This is a genomic window from Lysobacter fragariae (assembly GCF_054779775.1).
The window spans coordinates 56903-75334 of sequence record NZ_BAAGXP010000023.1 but is presented as its reverse complement, the minus strand read 5'-3'; the positions used below and the strand labels follow the sequence as shown (position 1 = coordinate 75334).

Genomic DNA, 18432 nt, shown 5'->3' with positions numbered 1-18432 from the left:
CACAACTGCCGCGTCACTCTGGGGACACCAACCGGCAGCTCGCGCCCCGGGCCTAGAAGCCGGGGTATCGGCTATTCTTCGAAGCTGAATGACTTGGGGAATTTTGCAGTGGCACAGACCGGCACCAATGGCGGCACCCTCGGCTTTGAGGCTGAGCTTTTCAGGGCGGCGGACAAGCTGCGGGGCAACATGGAGCCCAGCGATTACAAGCACGTCGCGCTAGGACTAATCTTCCTGAAGTACATCTCCGACGCTTTCGAGGCCCGCCACGCTGAACTGCTGGCCGAGGATGCCGCTGCCGCCGAGGACAAGGACGAATACCTCGCCGACAACATCTTCTGGGTGCCCAAGGAAGCGCGCTGGTCGCACCTGCAAGCTAATGCCAAGCAAAGCAGCATCGGCACGCTGATCGACGATGCCATGCGTGCGATCGAGAAGGACAACGAGTCGCTCAAGGGGGTGCTGCCCAAGGACTACGCCCGCCCCGCGCTCAACAAGGTGATGCTCGGCGAGCTGATCGACCTGATTTCCGGCATCGCGCTGAACGAAGGCAACGACAAGTCGAAGGACGTGCTGGGGCGGGTGTACGAATACTTCCTCGGCCAGTTCGCCGGTGCCGAAGGCAAGCGCGGCGGCGAGTTCTACACCCCGCGCTCCGTGGTGCGCACCTTGGTAGAAATGCTCGAACCCTACACCGGGCGCGTGTATGACCCGTGCTGCGGCTCTGGCGGCATGTTCGTGCAGAGCGAGAAGTTCGTGACCGAACACGGCGGGCGCATCGGCGACATCGCCATCTACGGGCAGGAAAGCAACTACACCACATGGCGCTTGGCGAAGATGAACCTCGCCGTGCGCGGCATCGACAGCGACATCCGGTGGAACAACGAAGGCAGCTTCCACAAGGACGAGTTGCGCGACCTGAAAGCCGATTTCATCCTCGCCAACCCACCGTTCAACATTTCCGACTGGGGTGGGGACCGCGTGCGCGAAGACGTGCGCTGGAAGTTCGGCGTGCCGCCGCCGGGAAATGCCAACTATGCGTGGTTGCAGCACATCCTCCACCATCTTGCGCCGCACGGTTTTGCCGGCGTGGTGCTGGCGAACGGCTCGATGAGTTCCAGCCAGAGCGGTGAAGGCGAGATTCGCAAAGCTATGGTCGAAGCTGGCGTGGTCGATTGCATGGTCGCCCTGCCGGGCCAGTTGTTCTACTCCACCCAGATTCCGGCCTGCCTGTGGATTCTGGCCAAGGATCGCAACAATGGGCAGGTGAAGAACTCCAAGCTGCGTGATCGCCGTGGCGAGGTGCTATTCATTGACGCGCGAGAGATGGGCGTGCTGGTGGATCGCACCCGGCGCGAACTCACGCAGCACGAAATCAGCCGCATCGCCGCCGCCTACCACGCATGGCGCGGCGAAGTCGAAGCGGGCAAATATGCGGACGTGCCGGGCTTCTGCAAATCTGCTTCGATCGAAGACATCCGCAAGCACGGGCATGTGCTGACGCCGGGGCGTTATGTGGGCGCGGAGGAAGCCGAAGATGACGGCGAGCAGTTCGCGGAGAAGATGGCGCGTCTCACCGCGCAGCTTGAAGCGCAGTTCGCAGAAGGCGCGAGGCTGGAAGCGTTGATTCGCGGGAATCTAGCGGAGTTGGGTCATGGCGGGTAATTGGACGTCGGTTCCGCTGTCCGAACTGACAGCCGTACCTGCGACTTACGGCGTAGTGCAACCCGGCGCGGAAACGTCAGGCGGCGTACCGATGCTGCGTGTCAACAATTTCCAAGAGCACACGCTCAATCTTTCCGGGGTCATGCGCATTGCACCGGAAATTGAGGCCAAGTACGAACGCACTCGAATCCAGACCGGCGATGTGCTCATCACGATTGTTGGCTCGGTCGGGCAGGTTGCAATCGTTCCCGAAGCCTTGGCTGGCTGGAACATTGCGCGTGCCGTTGCAATGATTCGCCCCAACGAGCCGGAACTATCGCGCTGGATTTCTCTTGTCTTGCGCTCGCCGCAAGCGCAGTACCAGCTTGGTGTTGCCGCGAACACGACGGTACAGACCACCATCAATCTGAAAGACCTGCGCGAGCTGAGAATTCCATTGCCGGATAAGAAGGAACGCGAGGCCATCGTCCGCATCCTCGGCGCGCTGGACGACAAGCTAGAGCTCAACCGTCGCACCAACGAAACCCTCGAAGCGATGGCCCGCGCGCTGTTCAAGTCGTGGTTCGTGGATTTCGACGATGTGGCCGAAAGCGAGTTGGTCGAATCGGAACTGGGGTTGATTCCGAAGGGCTGGCGGGTTGAAGCACTAGGCAACCATTTGAACGTACTCGAAACAGGTCGTCGCCCCAAAGGGGGCGTGAAGGACATTTCCGAAGGCGTGCCGAGCGTAGGGGCTGAAAGCATCATCGGTATCGGTCAATTCGATTTTGGGAAAACAAAATATGTGGCCGAAGATTTCTTTGTCGGAATGAAGTCCGGCCATGTCCAGTCGCTGGACGTGATGCTCTACAAAGATGGTGGGAAACCGGGGGACTTCAGGCCGCGTGTATCGATGTTCGGTGAAGGATTTCCGTTTGAGCGCTATGCAATCAATGAACACGTTTTTCGCATGCGCTCGGAGTCGCTCGGTCAGGCATATCTCTTTTTGCAAATTTCGCACGAGAGAATCTTGAACGACCTGCGTAATCGAGGCGGCAAGGCGGCAATTCCCGGCATCAATCAGAAGGACGTAACCACGTTGCAAGTTCTGATCCCAGATGATTCAGTCATTGAATCGTTCAACAATTTGGTTGTGCCAATGCTTGAGGCCATTCTCAAGCGTGCTAACGAAAGCCGAACGCTTGCGCAACTGCGTGATGCGCTATTGCCAAAGCTGTTGAGCGGGGAGTTGCGGGTGAAGGACGCCGAGCACATTGCAATGGAAGCTGCATGAAAGTGCCTTTGCCTACTATGGACAAGGCGCGGCTTGCAGGAGCTGTTGCTGACGCTCTGCATGAAGCCTTCAGGAATTTGAAATTATCGGAACCGCAACTGGTTGCCAATCTGGTTTCGGCGTTGCCCAAGCGCGTCAATCAGATCAGTTTCTCCGGGTCAACAAAGGTAAAGGCAGGCGGTGTTTTTGTTCACGCGCGACCTTTTGTGGCTTGTGATTCGTTCCCTGTTTCATCGCCTAAGTCGGTCGAGATTGGCGATCTTTTGTTAATCAGGACGCTGGTTGTCAACGGACAGGTCAAAGAAAGGCGAGCCCTGCTTTTACAAGCAAAGAAGGTAGATCGCATTCCCGCCACGCCGGACAACAAAAATCAATGGCATCTTTATGAGCAATGGCCGCGATTCACTTATGCGGCCAGATCCGGCGGCCTGACAGGGAAAAAACGGCGCATCAAAGAGCCGGATATGTATGACGCCGCGAAGTATCTTCTGATCGACTCAGACCCAACCGCGCGCCACTGGCATCAAATGTGTTGCGTAGACTGGCCATTCCATCAGCTAAATCGCTGGCCGGGGACTTGTATTCACAGTACAGCACAACCAACAGTGCCGGAGATCAGCCGGTATCGATGCTTTGTTGGCGAGCTCGTGGATTTTCTGGTGGGAAACACGGGCAAGGTCTTTGCCAAACCAGCGGCGAGAACCCGAGGATGGAATCGAGTTGTTCATGACTTGATTGGCGAGACGGCTAAGGCGAAAACCATTTTCATGGGTCGCACCGCCCAGCAATCCTCAACATCTGCGAGGGGAAGCGGCGTGCTATTCCTTGCATTGGCTGATCAAGCCGATTTCTTCTTGGTTGCCGGCGATGGAGGGCCGGGAGCTTCCAACGGATCGCAGAATGCTCCGGGGGAAAGGGGCAAGAACGGCGATGGCAATGGATCACATGATGTGCCAACAGAATGGGGAGAGGACGGCGATGGCGGCGGAATCTCAATTGTTGAAGTGATTGTTGAACAGGGGCAAACCTGATGGCCTTTCTGTCCGAAGCCGCAATCGAGGCTGGCTTGCTGGAGCAACTGAAGTCGCTCGGCTACGCCGTCGCTACGGACGACATCATTGGCCCGGACGGCAGCGCACCTGAGCGCGACAGCCACGATGTCGTGGTTTTGCGTAAGCGGCTTGAAGATGCCGTGACTCGGCTCAATCCGCACTTGCCGCAGGAAGCGCGCGCCGGTGCCGTGCTTAAGCTGACCCAAGGCGAGCTGCCGAACCTACTGGAAGAGAACCGCCGCATCCACTCTCTGCTGATCGAAGGCGTGGACGTGGAGTATTACGCCGACGATGGCGTGCTCACCGCCGGCAAAGTGCGCGTGTTCGATTTCGAGCAGCCGAAGAACAACGACTGGCTGGCTGTGCAGCAGTTCGTCGCCATCATCGGCAAGAACAACCGCCGTCCAGACTTGGTGCTGTTCATCAACGGCCTGCCGCTGGCGGTTATCGAACTCAAGGCACCCGGAAACGCGGGTGCGAACCTTGTCGGCGCGTTCAATCAACTGCAAACCTACAAACAGCAGATCGCCGTGCTGTTCAACACCAATGCTGTGCTGGTGACATCGGATGGCATCAGCGCGCGCATCGGTTCGCTCTCGGCGGATTTGGAACGCTTCATGCCGTGGCGTACCACCGAAGGCAAGGACATCCTGCCAAAGGGCCAGCCGGAGCTGCCCACGCTGATCGAAGGCGTGTTCGCCCCGGAGCGCTTCCTTGACCTGCTGCGCTGGTTCACCGTGTTCACCGATGCGGGCAGCGGCCTGCGCAAGGTCATCGCCGGCTACCACCAATTCCATGCGGTGAATCTGGCGGTGGATTCGACCATCCGCGCTGCGGCCAGTGGCATTGTTGAAGACCCGGCCAAGTATGGCCAAGCCAGCGTGGCCAACCAGAAGAAGGGCGACCGCAAGGCCGGCGTGATCTGGCACACCCAAGGTTCCGGCAAGAGCCTGCTGATGGCGTTCTATGCCGGCCGCCTGATCCAGCACCCGGCGATGCAGAACCCGACGCTGGTCGTGTTGACCGACCGCAATGATCTGGATGACCAGTTGTTCGCCACGTTCTCGGCGTGCCATGACCTGCTGCGGCAAACGCCGGTGCAGGCCGAAAGCCGCGAGGATCTTCGCAAGGTACTGGCGCGCGCCTCTGGTGGCGTGATCTTCACTACCTTGCAGAAATTCGGTGAGGTAGCCGAGCCGCTGACCTTGCGCAGCAACGTGGTGGTCATTGCCGACGAAGCGCACCGAAGCCAGTACGGCTTGCACGCGCGCGTAGATAACAAGACCGGCATGGTTAGCTACGGCTTCGCGAAGTACATGCGCGATGCCCTGCCCAATGCCTCGTTCATCGGTTTCACCGGCACGCCGATTGAAGCGGCGGACGTGAACACCCCTGCCCTGTTCGGCAACTACATCGACATCTACGACATCAGCCGCGCGGTGGAAGATGGCGCGACTGTGCCGATCTATTACGAATCGCGCTTGGCGCGCATCGAGTTGAACGAGGACGAGAAGCCGCAGATCGACGCCGAGATCGAGGCGCTGACCGAAGACGAAGCCCTCAACGATCAGGAAAGACTGAAAGCCAAGTGGTCGAGCGTGGAGAAGTTGGTCGGCAGCGACAGGCGTCTGGCGCTAGTGGCGAAGGATTTGGTGGAACACTTCGAGGCTAGGTTGTCCGCATTGGATGGCAAGGCGATGGCGGTATGCATGAGCCGGCGCATCGCCGTGGCGCTGTACGACCAGATCGTCAAGCTGCGCCCGGATTGGCACAACGCCGATGACAGTGCCGGTGCGGTGAAGATCGTGATGACGGGTTCGGCCAGCGATCCGCCCGAATGGCAGCAGCACATCGGCAACAAGGCCCGGCGCGACCTGCTGGCCAAGCGTGCGCGCGACCCAAACGACCCGTTGAAGCTGGTCATCGTCCGCGACATGTGGCTGACCGGCTTCGATGCGCCATCCATGCACACCATGTACGTGGACAAGCCGATGCAGGGCCACGGCCTGATGCAGGCCATCGCCCGCGTGAACCGCGTGTTCCGCGACAAGCCGGCGGGCTTGATCGTCGATTACATCGGCATCGCCCAGAGCCTGAAATCGGCCTTGGCGCAATACACGCCGAACGACCGCGACGAGACGGGCATCGACGAAGCCGAAGCCATTGCGGTGATGCTTGAGAAGTACGAAGTCGTGCGCGACATGTACCACGGCTTCGACTACGGCACGGCCATGAACGGCACGCCGCAGCAGCGGCTGGTGATGATGGCCGGGGCCATCGAGTGGATTCTGGAAAAGACCCAGCAATGGTCGGCGCAGGAAGGCACCGACGAAGGCAAGAAGACTGCGCAGCGACGCTATCAGGATGCGGTGCTGGCGCTGTCGAAAGCGTATTCGCTGGCCTCGGCCTCGGATGAAGCCAAGACAATCCGCGAAGAAGTCGGCTTCTTTCAGGCAATTCGCGCTGCACTGGTGAAGACGGCCACCGGATCCGGTGTTACTTCACAGGAGCGCGAGTTCGCCATCCAGCAGATCGTCAGCCGCGCGGTGGTATCGACCGAGATCGTGGACATTCTGAAAGCGGCAGGCATCCAATCGCCGGACATTTCCATCCTGTCCGACGAGTTCCTCGCCGAAGTGCAGCAGATGCAGAAGAAGAACCTTGCGTTGGAAGCCTTGCGCAAGCTCATCAACGACGGCATCCGTTCGCGTAGCAAAGCCAATATCGTCGAAACGCGGGCATTCTCGGAGCGGCTGGAAGATGCCGTGGCGCGCTATCACGCCAACGCCGTCACTACCGCGGAGGTGCTGCAGGAGCTGATCAAACTGGCGAAGGACATCCGCGCGGCGCGGCAGCGCGGCGAGGAGTCCGGTCTCTCCGATGAGGAAATCGCCTTCTACGACGCGCTGGCCGAGAACGAATCGGCAGTGGAAGCAATGGGCGATGACAATCTCAGGGTGATCGCGCACGAATTGCTGGTCAGCCTGAAAGGGAACGTCTCGGTAGATTGGGCGCACCGCGATTCGGCCCGCGCCCGGATGCGCGTACTGGTCAAGCGCATCCTGCGGAAGTACGGCTATCCGCCCGATTTGCAGGATGCGGCGGTGCAGACGGTGCTGCAGCAGGCCGAAGCCTTGTCGGCCGTATGGAGTGCATCTGGCGCGGTGAGAGGCTTTGGTAGCTAGCCACTATCCCAACCGCCGATGGGCGGCGACCGCCCGCGTCGCCCTTGCAGCCCCCTTCTCGAATGAATTGTTAAGCGGCAGTCCCGAGAAAGGCGTGGTAGGCAGAGTTTGCGCCGTAAAGGAACGCCGCGAATACAGCAATGAGCTCTAACGCCTGAACTAGACCGCGTTGCGATGCAACTTCGGCTTGAATGAATTGTTGGACCATCAGCCGGCACGCGCCACGTGCCGCTGAATATCCTCCTGCAAGCGCTCATAGACATGTTGCCCGAGCTCATCGCCAGTCAATTCCTTGAAGTCAGCCGCAGTATCTGACGAGTATGTGCAATACATATGCTCCGCCCCGAACTCGTCGGACACAAAGAGTGCGTACTCATCCATGTCTTTGCGCTTTGTGAAGCGCACTAGGTAGGCTATTCCGCCAAGGGTGAGACTTTCAGTTCGGTAGACCTCAAATCCGATAAGTGCCGACATTTGGTTTCCAATATTTGTGATGGTCTAACGCTGGAATAAGCCGAGCCACGAAGCGGCTTTGGCTTGAACGAATTGCTAGGGCTCAACAAATAGCTCATCAACGAGTTCTTGCGAGATAGAGAACGGCTCCATGTCAGCCTCACGGTTAACACGCACGCCAACCGACTGCTCATTTAGCGCCTAACGCCGATTAGCCTTCAAAAAAGCAGAATATCAACGAATATTCAGCTTCTGCTGCTCCGCGGTGGGCCACTCGCATTTCGCAGCGACGCCCCTCACCTGCGTGGCACGCAGCCACAAACGAAAAACGCCCCACAAGGGGGCGCTTTCCATACTCCTTCCACACTTACCAGTGGAAGCAACTAAAAAACGGCCTAAGCCGTTGATTTAATTGGTGGGCGGTACAGGGTTCGAACCTGTGACCCCTACCATGTCAAGGTAGTGCTCTACCGCTGAGCTAACCGCCCGATTGCAGCTGGAAACCCCGCTGCAAGGGGCGCGCAGTGTATCCCGGCACGGGGGGCGTCGGCAACCCTGATCGGCGCCCGCGGTGCCATTGCGAACGCGCCGCGATTCCGTCGCTGCGTCAGGCCAGGATGGTCTCCGCTTCCTTATCGACTTCCAGTACGCCGCCGGCCGGATCGCCCGCGGTGGCGGGCGCTGGCTTCCGCGCGGCCTTCGGCTTGCCTGCGGGCGAGCCGGCTTTCTCGCGTGCTGCCTGGTGCTGCCGCTCGAAGATGGGGCACAGCGCCTGCATGTAGTCGGCGTCCAGATTGAGCCGTTCGACCAGGAAATCGACGAACGCCCGCACCTTCGGTGACTGCACCAGCCCGCGCGGGAACACGGCGTTGAACTCGTAGTCCGGACCGGTCCAGCCCGCCAGCACGCGTTGCACGTAACCGTGCTCGGCGAAGGGCTTCATCATCACGTCGGCGGCGACGATCAGGCCTTCGCCCGAGAGCAGGGCGCCTTTGAGTGCGCCGTAGTCGTTGGCGACCAGTATCGGCTCGATGCGGTAGTCCTCGAAACGCTCGCCGTCGCTGAGCGACCACGCAAAACCGTGGCCGTTGCGCCGGGCCTTGTGCATGGCCAGCGTGGCGTGGTGCTGCAGGTCGTCGGGATGCAGCGGTTCGCCGTGACGGGCGATGTAGTCCGGGCTGGCGAAGACCTGCGTGCGCAGGACGGCCAGCCGGCGCGCGACGAGGTTGGAATCGGGCAGGTTGCCCACGCGCAGGGCGACGTCGATTTCCTTCTCGATGATGTCCAATGGCTCGTTGTTGAGGATCATCTCGACGCGCACTTCCGGATGCCGCGTGCGGAATTCACCGAGCAGCGGTGCGATCCGGTCCACGCCGAGCGAGTACGGCGCGGTGAAGCGCAGCCAGCCGCGCGGGCCGCTCTGCAGCTGGCCAACGGCGCTTTCGGCCTCGTCCAGTTCGCGGGCGATGCGCTGGCAATGCTCGAAGTAGATATTTCCGGCCTCGGTCAGGCCCAGCTTGCGCGTGGTCCGGTGCAGCAGCTGCGCGCCCAATCGGGTTTCCAGTTCCTGCACCTTGCGGCTGACGGTGGTCTTGGGCAGGCGCAATTGCCGGGCGGCGGAGATGAAGCTGCCGTGTTCGACCACCTTGACGAAGATCAGGGTGTCGTTGAGATCGCGGGTCATGGCGGACGTCCTTCTGGATGCCTGGGAGCCGTAGCGGGCCTGGAAGCTGGTGGTGTGTCCGGATCGACTGTCCCGGAGCGCCGCCATCATGCCGTCAAGGCGTAGGGGAGATTGGACCGTTGTCGGGACAATTATTCCCTTAATCAACGGCTAATCAAGTGCCGATCGTGCGCCTAGTCTGTGCCCCAGTTCCCGAGGGGCGCCCGCCATGCTCTCGTCCAACCCGGCCCGCTATACCTACGTCATCCTGCTGCTGGTTGCCCTGCTGGGCCTTTCCGGGCTGGGACTTGTCGTGCTTCGCCAAGCGGTTGCGGCAGGTCCGGCTCAGGCGTGGATGATGGCGGGGATCCTCGCGGTGGTGCTGGGCTTGCCCCTGTCGATGCTGATGCTGGCGGTGGCCGGCTGGATGCGCCGGCACGCCCGTCATGTCGGGATCGTCCCTAATGCGGGAGAAAATGTCCCGGGGGTGGGACAGTGAAGCCTGCAATCCTCATTCTCGGTGCCGATGGTGCGGTCGGTCAGGCGGTAGTCCGCGCCGCGATCGAAGCCCGCTGGCCCGTCGTGGCCGTCGGCCAGGACGAGCGGGCAATGGCGCAGCTGCGCCAGCGCCATCCCGCGGCGACCCTGAAGACCCTGGTGGCCTCGCTCGCGGATGACGCATCCGCCCGGACCTTGTTGGCCGACCTGCAGGGTCTGCATCGGCCGGTGGTGGGAGTAATCGCTGCGCCCGGCATGCCGGCCGTCCGCGGACGCGTGCTGGACCAGTCGACGGAGCAGCTGCGAAACGTCTTCGATGACGCCGTGCTGCCGCAGCTGGTCGCCGCGAAAAACCTGATGCCGTGGCTCGCCGAGTCCGGCCGCAATTGCGGCTACGTGCTGATCGGCGGCCCGGGTGGCCGCGCCCCGTGGGCGGGTTATGGGCACCGTTCCGTTGCCGCGGCGGCGCTGCGGATGCTGGCCCGCGTGCTCCATGGCGAGGCCCGTGCATTTGCGGTGCGGTTGCAGCTGTTGGAAGTGGAGTCGCCCGTGCGCACCACCGCCAACGAGCAGCACGCCAGCGACCAATGGCCCTGCGTCGACTACATCGCCCGCAAGGCCCTGGCGCTGATCGCCCATCGCAACGACGCGCGCTGCACCGATGCCGTGATCGATTTCCGCAGCGAGGCCTGCCGCGGCCTGCCGGCGGATACGGCGAACCAGGCGGAAACCGTCGATTCCGACGGAGCGCACGCATTCGAAGCGGGCGGTATCCCACCCGATGTCGAAATCGGGCCTCCCCAATCGTCGCAGAGCGAATCGGGCGAGATCCGGGAACAACACGACGTTCCACCATCGGCAACCCACATCGCGGCGACCCCGCAAGAAATGGATAGCGACGCATCGCTGCTGACAGCACGCTGTCTGCAGGACGCGCGCAGGCTGCTCGCCGGGATCACGTCATCGCGACGGCAGCCGCCCGGTCGAGGGTCGCCTGATCAAAAGCCGCCCGATCGAACAGAACACAAGCAAACGACGAAACCAAAAGGAACAGGAGCGAAATGATGAGCAGCAGGAAAAAATCCCTATCCAGCACCGCGCTGCCGTGGCTGCCGCTCTCGCTGAGCCTGGCGGTCGCGTTGATCATCGCCGGTTGCGGCAGCCAGGCGGCGCCGAACGCCGGCATGCCGCCGCCGCCGGACGTCAGCGTGGCCAGCGTGCTGTCCAAGCCGGTGCACCAGTGGGACGAATTCACCGGTCGCGTCGCAGCGGAGGAATCCGTCGAGCTGCGCCCGCGCGTGAGCGGCTACGTGCAGCGCGTTGCGTATGAGGAAGGCCAGGAAGTCCACAAGGGCGACCTGCTGTTCGTCATCGACCCGCGGCCGTACCAGGCCACGCTGGATCGTGCGCTCGCCGACCTGGAAAGCGCGCGCAGCCAGGCACGTCTTGCGCAGATGCAGGACGTGCGTGCGCAGCAGCTGATCGAAGCCAAGGCGATCTCGCGCGAGGAGTTCGAAACGCGCAAGGCAGCGACGTCGCAGGGCAACGCGGGTGTCCGCGCGGCCGAAGCGGCGGTAGCGGCAGCGCGGCTTGACCTGCAGTTCACGCAGGTGCGCTCGCCGATCAACGGCCGCGCCGGTCGTGCGCTGATCACCGAAGGCAACCTCGCGCAAGCCGATGCGACGTTGCTGACGACCGTGGTGTCGCAGGATCCGGTGTTCGTGTACTTCGAAAGCGACGAGCAGAGCTTCCTGCGTTACGCCGACCTGGCACGCAAGGGCGAACGCGACGACACCCGCAATCCGGTGCGCGTCGGCCTGGCGAATGAAACCGGCTATCCGCACGAAGGCACGGTCGATTTCGTCGACAACCAGGTCGATCCCAAGACCGGCACCATCCGCGCCCGCGCCGTGTTGCGCAATCCCGATCGTCTGTTCACGCCCGGTCTCTTCGCCCGCGTCCAGTTGCAGGGCAGCGGCGAGTTCAAGGTGATGCTGATCGACGACAAGGCCGTGCTCACCGACCAGGACCGCAAGTATGTCTATGTGCTTGGTCCGAAGAATGCGGCGGTGCGCAAGGACGTGGTCCTCGGCCGCAGCATCGATGGACTGCGGGTCGTCGAGTCGGGGCTGGCGCCGGCGGACAAGGTGATCGTGCACGGCGTGCAGAAAGTCTTCTTCCCCGGCATGCCGGTCTCGCCGAAGCAGATCGCGATGGGTGCACCGCCGCCGGTAGCGGGTGCCGCAGGCGCGAAGTAGTGACTGACTCCTTCCACCGCAATCGGTGGAAGGAGCAGTAGCAAAGTTGCAGGCCGCCGATCCTCCTCGCGGATTCTGATCCAAGGATCACCTCTCCCCTTGCGCGGGGAGGATCGGGCGGGCCTTTGCAGTTCACAAAGTGCGGATGCCGTTTTGCTCCCTCCTTTCGCCACAGGCGAAGGGGAGGGTTGGGGAGGGGTGTTTTTGTCGTTGCTGTTGCTGTCGCGACCTCCGCTGAAACGAGGCATGGCGAAAGCAGAAAGCACCCCTCCCGACCTCCCCCTGCGCTACGCGCAAGGGGAGGAGAAAAACAGATTCCCGGCGCCAGCAGGTCACAAGGACCAACCCATGGACTTCTCAAAATTCTTCATCGACCGGCCGATCTTCGCCGCGGTGCTGTCGATCGTGATCTTCGCCGCCGGCCTGATCGCCATACCTATCCTGCCGATCAGTGAATACCCGGAAGTGGTGCCGCCGTCGGTGATGGTGCGCACGGTGTATCCCGGCGCCAATCCCAAGGTGATCGCCGAAACAGTGGCCACGCCGCTGGAGGAAGCGATCAACGGCGTCGAAGACATGATGTACATCAAGTCGGTCGCCGGTTCCGACGGCGTGCTGGCCATCACCGTGACCTTCAAGCCTGGCACCAACGCCGACGATGCCGCCGTGCGCGTGCAGAACCGGGTCAGCCAGGCGCTGGCGCGATTGCCCGAGGACGTTCGCCGGCAGGGCGTGACCACGCAGAAGCAATCGCCGGTGTTCCTGATGGTGGTGCATCTGACCTCGCCGAACGGCAAGTACGACACCCTGTACCTGCGCAACTACGCCCGTCTGCACGTCAAGGATGCCTTGGCGCGCCTGCCGGGCGTCGGCGACGCACAGATCTTCGGCGGCGGCGACTATGCGATGCGTGCCTGGCTGGATCCGGACAAGATCGCCTCGCGCGGCCTGACCGCTGGCGACGTGGTCCGCGCGATGCGCGAGCAGAACGTACAGGTATCGGCCGGTCAGCTCGGCGCCGAACCTATGCCCAACAGCGACTTCCTCACGCTGATCAACGCCCAGGGTCGCCTGCGCAGCGAGCAGGAGTTCGGCAACATCGTGCTCAAGAGCGGCGAAGGCGGCGAAATCGTGCGCCTGTCCGACGTTGCGCGCCTGGAACTGGGCGCCGGCGATTACAGCCTGCGCTCGCAGCTCGACGGCAAGAACGCGGTCGGCATCGGCATCTTCCAGGCACCGGGCGCCAACGCGCTGGAGATCCAGAAGCAGGTCATCGCCAACATGGATCGCCTGGCCAAGACCTTCCCGGACGGAATCAAGTACGAAGCGGTCTACGACACGACCATCTTCGTGCGCGATTCGATCAAAGCCGTGGTGACCACGCTGCTGGAAGCGGTCGCACTGGTGGTGCTGGTGGTGATCCTGTTCCTGCAGACCTGGCGCGCGTCGATCATTCCGCTGATTGCCGTGCCGGTGTCCATCGTCGGTACTTTCTCCGCGCTTTATCTGCTGGGCTTCTCGATCAACACGCTGAGTCTGTTCGGCCTGGTGCTGGCGATTGGCATCGTGGTCGATGACGCGATCGTGGTGGTCGAAAACGTCGAACGCCACATCGAACACGGCGCCACGCCGCTGGAAGCCGCGCACCTGGCGATGAAGGAAGTGTCCGGCCCGATCATCGCGATCGCATTGGTGCTGTGCGCGGTGTTCGTGCCGATGTCGTTCCTGTCGGGCGTGACCGGCCAGTTCTACAAGCAGTTCGCGGTGACCATCGCGATCTCGACGGTGATCTCGGCGATCAACTCGCTGACCCTGTCGCCGGCGCTGGCCGCACGCCTGCTCAAGCCGCACGATGCGGCCAAGGACGCGCCGTCGCGCCTGATCGACCGCCTGTTCGGCTGGCTGTTCCGTCCGTTCAACCGCTTCTTCAAGCGCAACTCGGAACGGTACGAGGGCGCGGTATCGCGCACGCTGGGCAAGCGCGGCGCCGTCTTCATGGTCTATGCGGTGCTGCTGGTCGCCACCGGCATGATGTTCAAGCTAGTGCCCGCGGGCTTCATTCCGCTGCAGGACAAGCTGTACCTGATCGCGGCGGTGAAGCTGCCGGAAGGCTCCTCGATCTCGCGCACCGACGCGCTGCTGAAGAAGGTCACCGATGTCGCGATGCAGACCGAGGGCGTCGAGCACTCGATCGCCTTCCCCGGCCTGAACGCGGTGCAGTTCACCAACACACCGAACACCGGCGTCGCGTTCCTGCCGCTCAAGCCGTTCAAGGACCGCGACCGCAGCGCCGCGGAGATCACCGCCGAGATCAACCAGAAGATCGCCGGCTTCCAGGAGGGCTTCACCTTCGCCCTGATGCCGCCACCGATCCTCGGCCTCGGCAACGGTGCGGGCTACCAGATGTTCATCGAAGACCGCAGCAACCTCGGTTACGGCGCACTGCAGAACGCGGTGAGTGCATTCCAGGGTACGGCGATGCAGACCCCGGGCATGGGTTACGCGAACAGCACCTACCAGGCCAACGTGCCGCAACTCGATGCCGAAGTCGATCGCGTCAAGGCCAAGGCACAGGGCGTTCCACTGACCGAACTGTTCGACACGCTGCAGACCTACCTGGGTTCGGCCTACGTCAACGACTTCAACCAGTTCGGCCGCACCTGGCAGGTGATCGCCCAGGCGGATGGCTCGTTCCGCGACAGCGTCGAAGACATCTCCAACCTGCGGACCCGCAACGACCGTGGCGAGATGGTGCCGATCGGCTCGATGGTCACGGTCAAGCAGACCTTCGGCCCCGACCCGGTGCTGCGCTACAACGGCTATCCGGCCGCCGACATCGCCGGTGACGTCGATCCGCGCGTGATGTCATCGGCGCAGTCGATGGAAGTGGTCAAGGATCTGGCCGCCAAGGTGTTGCCGACTGGCATGGACATCGAGTGGACCGACCTGAGCTACCAGCAGGCCACGCAGGGCAATGCCGCGCTGGTCGTGTTCCCGCTGGCCATCCTGCTGGTGTTCCTGGTGTTGGCCGCGCTGTACGAAAGCTGGACGCTGCCGCTGGCGGTGATCCTGATCGTGCCGATGTGCATGCTCTCCGCACTGCTCGGCGTGAAGCTGACCGGCGGCGACAACAACGTGTTCGTGCAGGTGGGACTGGTCGTGCTGATGGGCCTGGCGTGCAAGAACGCGATCCTGATCGTCGAGTTCGCCCGTGAGCTGGAGATGCAGGGCAAGGGCATCGTCGAAGCGGCGCTGGAAGCCTGCCGTCTGCGTCTGCGCCCGATCGTGATGACCTCGATCGCGTTCATTGCCGGCACTGTGCCGCTGGTGCTGTCGCATGGCGCCGGTGCGGAAGTCCGCTCGGTCACCGGCATCACCGTGTTCGCCGGCATGTTGGGCGTGACGCTGTTCGGCCTGTTCCTCACGCCGGTGTTCTACGTCGCGCTGCGCAAGATGGTCTCGCGCCGTGCGGCGGCCTCGCTTCCTGTGCACTCGGTCACGGCGTCGTCGGTCCTGTAGGCCGGGTCTCGACCCGCCGTCGAATTTCCCACACGGCGGGCCAAGGCCTGCAGCATCCCCCACGGCGGGCCAAGGCCCGCAGCATCCCCCGCGGCGGGCCAAGGCCCGCCCTACGAAAGAGGATTCCCCCATGTCTTTCCAGAACGTTTCCAAGATCGCCCTCGTCACCGGTGCCACCCGCGGCATCGGTTTTGAAACCGTCCGCCAGCTCGCCAGCAATGGCGTGCGCGTGCTGCTTGCCGGCCGCGATCGTGCCAAGGCGGTTGAGGCGTCATTGAAGCTGCAGTCCGAAGGGTTGCCGGTCGAAGCGATCACGCTCGACGTCACCCGCGCCGACAGCATCGCCGCGGCCGCCGATGAGGTCGCGAAGAAGCATGGCAAGCTCGATATCCTCGTCAACAATGCGGGCGTGTTCCGCGACGATATGCAACGCAAGCCATCGGAGCAGTCGCTCGATACCTGGCGGGAGACCTTCGACACCAACGTGTTCGGCGTCGTGGCGACTACCCAGGCGTTCCTGCCGCTGCTCAAGCTTGCGCCGTCCGCGCGCATCGTCAACGTGTCGAGCCTGTTGGGCTCGGTCGCGGCCAACGCCGATCCGGCGTCGCCGATCTACGACTTCAAGGTGCCCGCCTACAACGTGTCCAAGAGCGCGGTGAATGCGTGGACCGTGCAGCTTGCGCATGAGCTCCGCGGCACCAGCATCAAGGTCAATGCCGTGCATCCGGGTTCCGTGAAGACCGACATGAATTCCAGTGGTGAACTGGAAGTCGCTGACGGCGCCAGGACCAGCGTGCGCATGGCGCTGCTCGACGAGGCTGGCCAGAGCGGCGGCTTCGTCTACTTCGAGGACACGCTGCCATGGTGATTCCCTACAAGGTACTGACACTGGGCATCGCATCGGCGTTGCTGGCGGCGTGTGCCGTTGGACCCGATTACGTGCGGCCAGACCTGCCGATGCCGGATCATTTTGCGCGCGTCGAAGGCACGGCTGCCACGGGAAATGCCGACGCTCCCGCGATCCCCGCCGATGCCAGCTTCCCGCTGTCCACCGACAGCGAGTTCTGGCGCAGCTTCAACGACCCGCTGCTGACGCGACTGGTCGAGGACGCGCTGTCGGCCAATCATGACCTGCGCATCGCGCTGGCCAACTACGACCATGCCAACGCGTTGCTGCGTGGCGCGAAATTCGACTATTTCCCGACCGTTACCGCGACTGGGCAGGCATCCGATGGGCGCGCGAGCGCCGACCAGGCGCCGGGCGTATCGCGTTCCGATCGCGATGCGGAGAGTTACAGCGCGGGCGCATCGGTCTCGTGGGAGCTGGACCTGTTCGGTCGCGTGCGTCGCAGCGTGGAATCGCAACGGGCGGGCGCGCAGGCTTCGGCGTCCGACCTGCAGGCATTGCAGGTGGCGATCGTGGGCGAGGTGGCGCGCAGCTACGTCGACCTGCGTGGCCTGCAGGAACGACTGCGCGTCGCCCGCGACAACGCCGACAACCAGCAGGAAACGCTGAAGCTGGTTGATGCGCGCTTCAGTGCGGGTCGTGGCACGCAGTTTGATACCTCGCGCGCCCGTGCACAGCTGGAAGCCACGCGTTCGCGCGTACCGGCGCTGGAAGCCCAGGTGGCGGTGTCGATGCATCGCATTGCGGTGCTCACCGGTCGCACGCCCGATGCGCTGATCGCCGAACTGGAGCCGCAGCAGTCGTTGCCCTCGTTGCCGGCGAGGATCGATCCGGCCGCGCCCGGCGATCTGTTGCGGCATCGTCCGGATGTGGCTGCTGCCGAGCAGCGGTTACATGCGGCAACGGCGCGGATTGGCGTGGCGACGGCGGACCTGTTTCCGCGGTTCACCCTGGGTGGACTGATCGGATCGCAGGCGATCGACAGCAGCGCGCTGTTCGAGCGCGACAGTGAAACGCGACTGGTCGCGCTGGGCATCGACTGGTCGTTCCTGGACATCGGTCGCGTACGCGCACGGATCAAGGCAGCCGATGCGGACGCAGAAGGTGAGCTGGCACGTTACGAGCAGACGGTGTTGCTGGCGCTGGAGGACACCGAGAACGCGCTGGTGAGGCACGCACGCGCGCGCATCGAGGACAAGCACCTGGAGCAGGCGGCGATCGAAAGCGCACAAGCCGCGCAACTGGCGCAGGTGCGATACGAAGCGGGCGCTACGGATCTGCTCGAAGTGCTGGATGCGCAGCGTACGCAGCTGCAGGCGCAGGACGCGTTCGCGGATGGTCGTGCGCGGAGCGTCAACAGCGCGGTGGCGCTGTACAAGGCGCTGGCCGGCGGTTGGCCGTCAAGGATGCCGGTACGGAAGGCGATTTCGCGCAACTGATGCGGGGTTGAGTTGGCGGAGACCGACGAATCCGGTCTGCGAACACGCCAAGGAGTGGAGCGGAGCAGGGGGTGGGCCTGCTCTCGCCGTTGCGGATCACCAGCAATTGGTTGTGGTCGACGTCTTCTTTCCGGTCTGGTCGATGGTCATCGTGCCGCAGGTTGTTTCCTTGTCGGCTTGATGGCCCTGCGGCACTGCCTGCAGTGTGTACTTCGATGCATCGGGTGCTACGGAAAAGCTCAGGATGTAGTTCCCGCCTACATCGCTCGAACACGTGGGCAACACCGCACCGGTGTATTTCATGTTGGTCGTGTAGTACCGCTCCATGTACTGCGCCGCTTCGGTCAGGCAGCCCTGCGCGGCGCCGCGCCGGGTTTTCACCATGGCCCAGTCGTAACTGGGCAGGGCGATCATCGCCAGGATGGCGACGATGGCTACTGTAATCATCAGTTCCATCAGCGTGAAACCTGCCACGCGACGATGCCGCGCGTGTCGGGAGACGATTGATGTCGAGTCCATG

General features: G+C 62.8%; 13 protein-coding genes and 1 tRNA gene. 10 read left to right on the top strand and 4 right to left on the bottom strand.

Annotated elements, in window-relative coordinates:
- Nucleotides 1-108 precede the first annotated feature (108 nt).
- From ACYVD7_RS14670 to ACYVD7_RS14655, 4 genes are read left to right on the top strand one after another with little or no spacing between them, the layout of a single operon-like run.
- On the top strand, nt 109-1665 hold the full coding sequence (locus ACYVD7_RS14670) for a class I SAM-dependent DNA methyltransferase (RefSeq protein ID WP_460764671.1): 1557 nt from the start codon (nt 109-111) through the stop codon (nt 1663-1665).
- On the top strand, nt 1655-2938 hold the full coding sequence (locus ACYVD7_RS14665) for a restriction endonuclease subunit S (RefSeq protein ID WP_460764669.1): 1284 nt from the start codon (nt 1655-1657) through the stop codon (nt 2936-2938). The genes ACYVD7_RS14670 and ACYVD7_RS14665 overlap by 11 nt, the downstream gene beginning before the upstream one ends.
- Nucleotides 2935-3969, top strand: a complete 1035-nt coding sequence (locus tag ACYVD7_RS14660; RefSeq protein ID WP_460764667.1) for a hypothetical protein — start codon at nt 2935-2937, stop codon at nt 3967-3969. The genes ACYVD7_RS14665 and ACYVD7_RS14660 overlap by 4 nt, the downstream gene beginning before the upstream one ends.
- Entirely contained in the window at nt 3969-7175 is a 3207-nt protein-coding gene (locus tag ACYVD7_RS14655; RefSeq protein WP_460764665.1) for a type I restriction endonuclease subunit R, read from the top strand. Before ACYVD7_RS14660 ends, ACYVD7_RS14655 begins: the two co-directional genes overlap by 1 nt.
- Nucleotides 7176-7382: 207 nt before the next feature.
- Here the strand turns inward: ACYVD7_RS14655 and ACYVD7_RS14650 are convergent, their stop codons facing one another.
- The 3 genes from ACYVD7_RS14650 to ACYVD7_RS14640 form a co-directional block, all read right to left on the bottom strand.
- Nucleotides 7383-7649 (bottom strand): hypothetical protein, encoded by a 267-nt coding sequence (locus ACYVD7_RS14650; RefSeq protein WP_460764663.1) that lies wholly within the window; start codon nt 7647-7649, stop codon nt 7383-7385.
- A 392-nt stretch (nt 7650-8041) separates the two neighbouring features.
- A tRNA-Val gene (locus ACYVD7_RS14645) sits at nt 8042-8116 on the bottom strand.
- Nucleotides 8117-8235: 119 nt separating this feature from the next.
- Nucleotides 8236-9312 (bottom strand): LysR family transcriptional regulator, encoded by a 1077-nt coding sequence (locus ACYVD7_RS14640; RefSeq protein WP_460764661.1) that lies wholly within the window; start codon nt 9310-9312, stop codon nt 8236-8238.
- Between the two features lie 208 nt (nt 9313-9520).
- On the opposite strand from ACYVD7_RS14640, the gene ACYVD7_RS14635 reads away from it, so the two are divergent.
- The 6 genes from ACYVD7_RS14635 (at nt 9521) to ACYVD7_RS14610 (ending at nt 17912) form a co-directional block, all read left to right on the top strand.
- A complete protein-coding gene (locus ACYVD7_RS14635; RefSeq protein WP_460764659.1) occupies nt 9521-9790 on the top strand; it encodes a hypothetical protein in 270 nt (89 codons plus the stop codon).
- Nucleotides 9787-10854 carry an SDR family NAD(P)-dependent oxidoreductase gene (locus ACYVD7_RS14630; protein WP_460764657.1) on the top strand — a complete coding sequence of 356 codons (1068 nt, stop codon included), beginning with the start codon at nt 9787-9789 and terminating at the stop codon, nt 10852-10854. Before ACYVD7_RS14635 ends, ACYVD7_RS14630 begins: the two co-directional genes overlap by 4 nt.
- Nucleotides 10854-12047: an efflux RND transporter periplasmic adaptor subunit gene (locus ACYVD7_RS14625; protein ID WP_460764655.1), complete on the top strand. Its 1194-nt coding sequence runs from the start codon at nt 10854-10856 to the stop codon at nt 12045-12047. The genes ACYVD7_RS14630 and ACYVD7_RS14625 overlap by 1 nt, the downstream gene beginning before the upstream one ends.
- A gap of 348 nt (nt 12048-12395) precedes the next feature.
- Nucleotides 12396-15566, top strand: a complete 3171-nt coding sequence (locus tag ACYVD7_RS14620; protein WP_460764653.1) for an efflux RND transporter permease subunit — start codon at nt 12396-12398, stop codon at nt 15564-15566.
- A gap of 130 nt (nt 15567-15696) precedes the next feature.
- Nucleotides 15697-16434 (top strand): SDR family oxidoreductase, encoded by a 738-nt coding sequence (locus tag ACYVD7_RS14615; protein WP_460764651.1) that lies wholly within the window; start codon nt 15697-15699, stop codon nt 16432-16434.
- Nucleotides 16428-17912 (top strand): efflux transporter outer membrane subunit, encoded by a 1485-nt coding sequence (locus ACYVD7_RS14610; protein ID WP_460764649.1) that lies wholly within the window; start codon nt 16428-16430, stop codon nt 17910-17912. Before ACYVD7_RS14615 ends, ACYVD7_RS14610 begins: the two co-directional genes overlap by 7 nt.
- A 96-nt stretch (nt 17913-18008) precedes the next feature.
- On the opposite strand, the gene ACYVD7_RS14605 is transcribed toward ACYVD7_RS14610, so the two are convergent.
- Nucleotides 18009-18431, bottom strand: a complete 423-nt coding sequence (locus ACYVD7_RS14605; RefSeq protein WP_460764647.1) for a type IV pilin protein — start codon at nt 18429-18431, stop codon at nt 18009-18011.
- Nucleotide 18432 lies beyond the last annotated feature (1 nt).

Bases quoted from the DNA above. Each gene is read 5' to 3' on its own strand.
- ACYVD7_RS14625 (WP_460764655.1), top strand. From the start codon at position 10,854: ATGAGCAGCAGGAAAAAATCCCTATCCAGCACCGCGCTGCCGTGGCTG.
- ACYVD7_RS14660 (WP_460764667.1), top strand. From the start codon at position 2,935: ATGAAAGTGCCTTTGCCTACTATGGACAAGGCGCGGCTTGCAGGAGCT.
- ACYVD7_RS14650 (WP_460764663.1), bottom strand. From the start codon at position 7,649: ATGTCGGCACTTATCGGATTTGAGGTCTACCGAACTGAAAGTCTCACC.
- ACYVD7_RS14655 (WP_460764665.1), top strand. From the start codon at position 3,969: ATGGCCTTTCTGTCCGAAGCCGCAATCGAGGCTGGCTTGCTGGAGCAA.
- ACYVD7_RS14615 (WP_460764651.1), top strand. From the start codon at position 15,697: ATGTCTTTCCAGAACGTTTCCAAGATCGCCCTCGTCACCGGTGCCACC.
- ACYVD7_RS14665 (WP_460764669.1), top strand. From the start codon at position 1,655: ATGGCGGGTAATTGGACGTCGGTTCCGCTGTCCGAACTGACAGCCGTA.
- ACYVD7_RS14620 (WP_460764653.1), top strand. From the start codon at position 12,396: ATGGACTTCTCAAAATTCTTCATCGACCGGCCGATCTTCGCCGCGGTG.
- ACYVD7_RS14610 (WP_460764649.1), top strand. From the start codon at position 16,428: ATGGTGATTCCCTACAAGGTACTGACACTGGGCATCGCATCGGCGTTG.
- ACYVD7_RS14605 (WP_460764647.1), bottom strand. From the start codon at position 18,431: ATGGACTCGACATCAATCGTCTCCCGACACGCGCGGCATCGTCGCGTG.
- ACYVD7_RS14640 (WP_460764661.1), bottom strand. From the start codon at position 9,312: ATGACCCGCGATCTCAACGACACCCTGATCTTCGTCAAGGTGGTCGAA.
- ACYVD7_RS14635 (WP_460764659.1), top strand. From the start codon at position 9,521: ATGCTCTCGTCCAACCCGGCCCGCTATACCTACGTCATCCTGCTGCTG.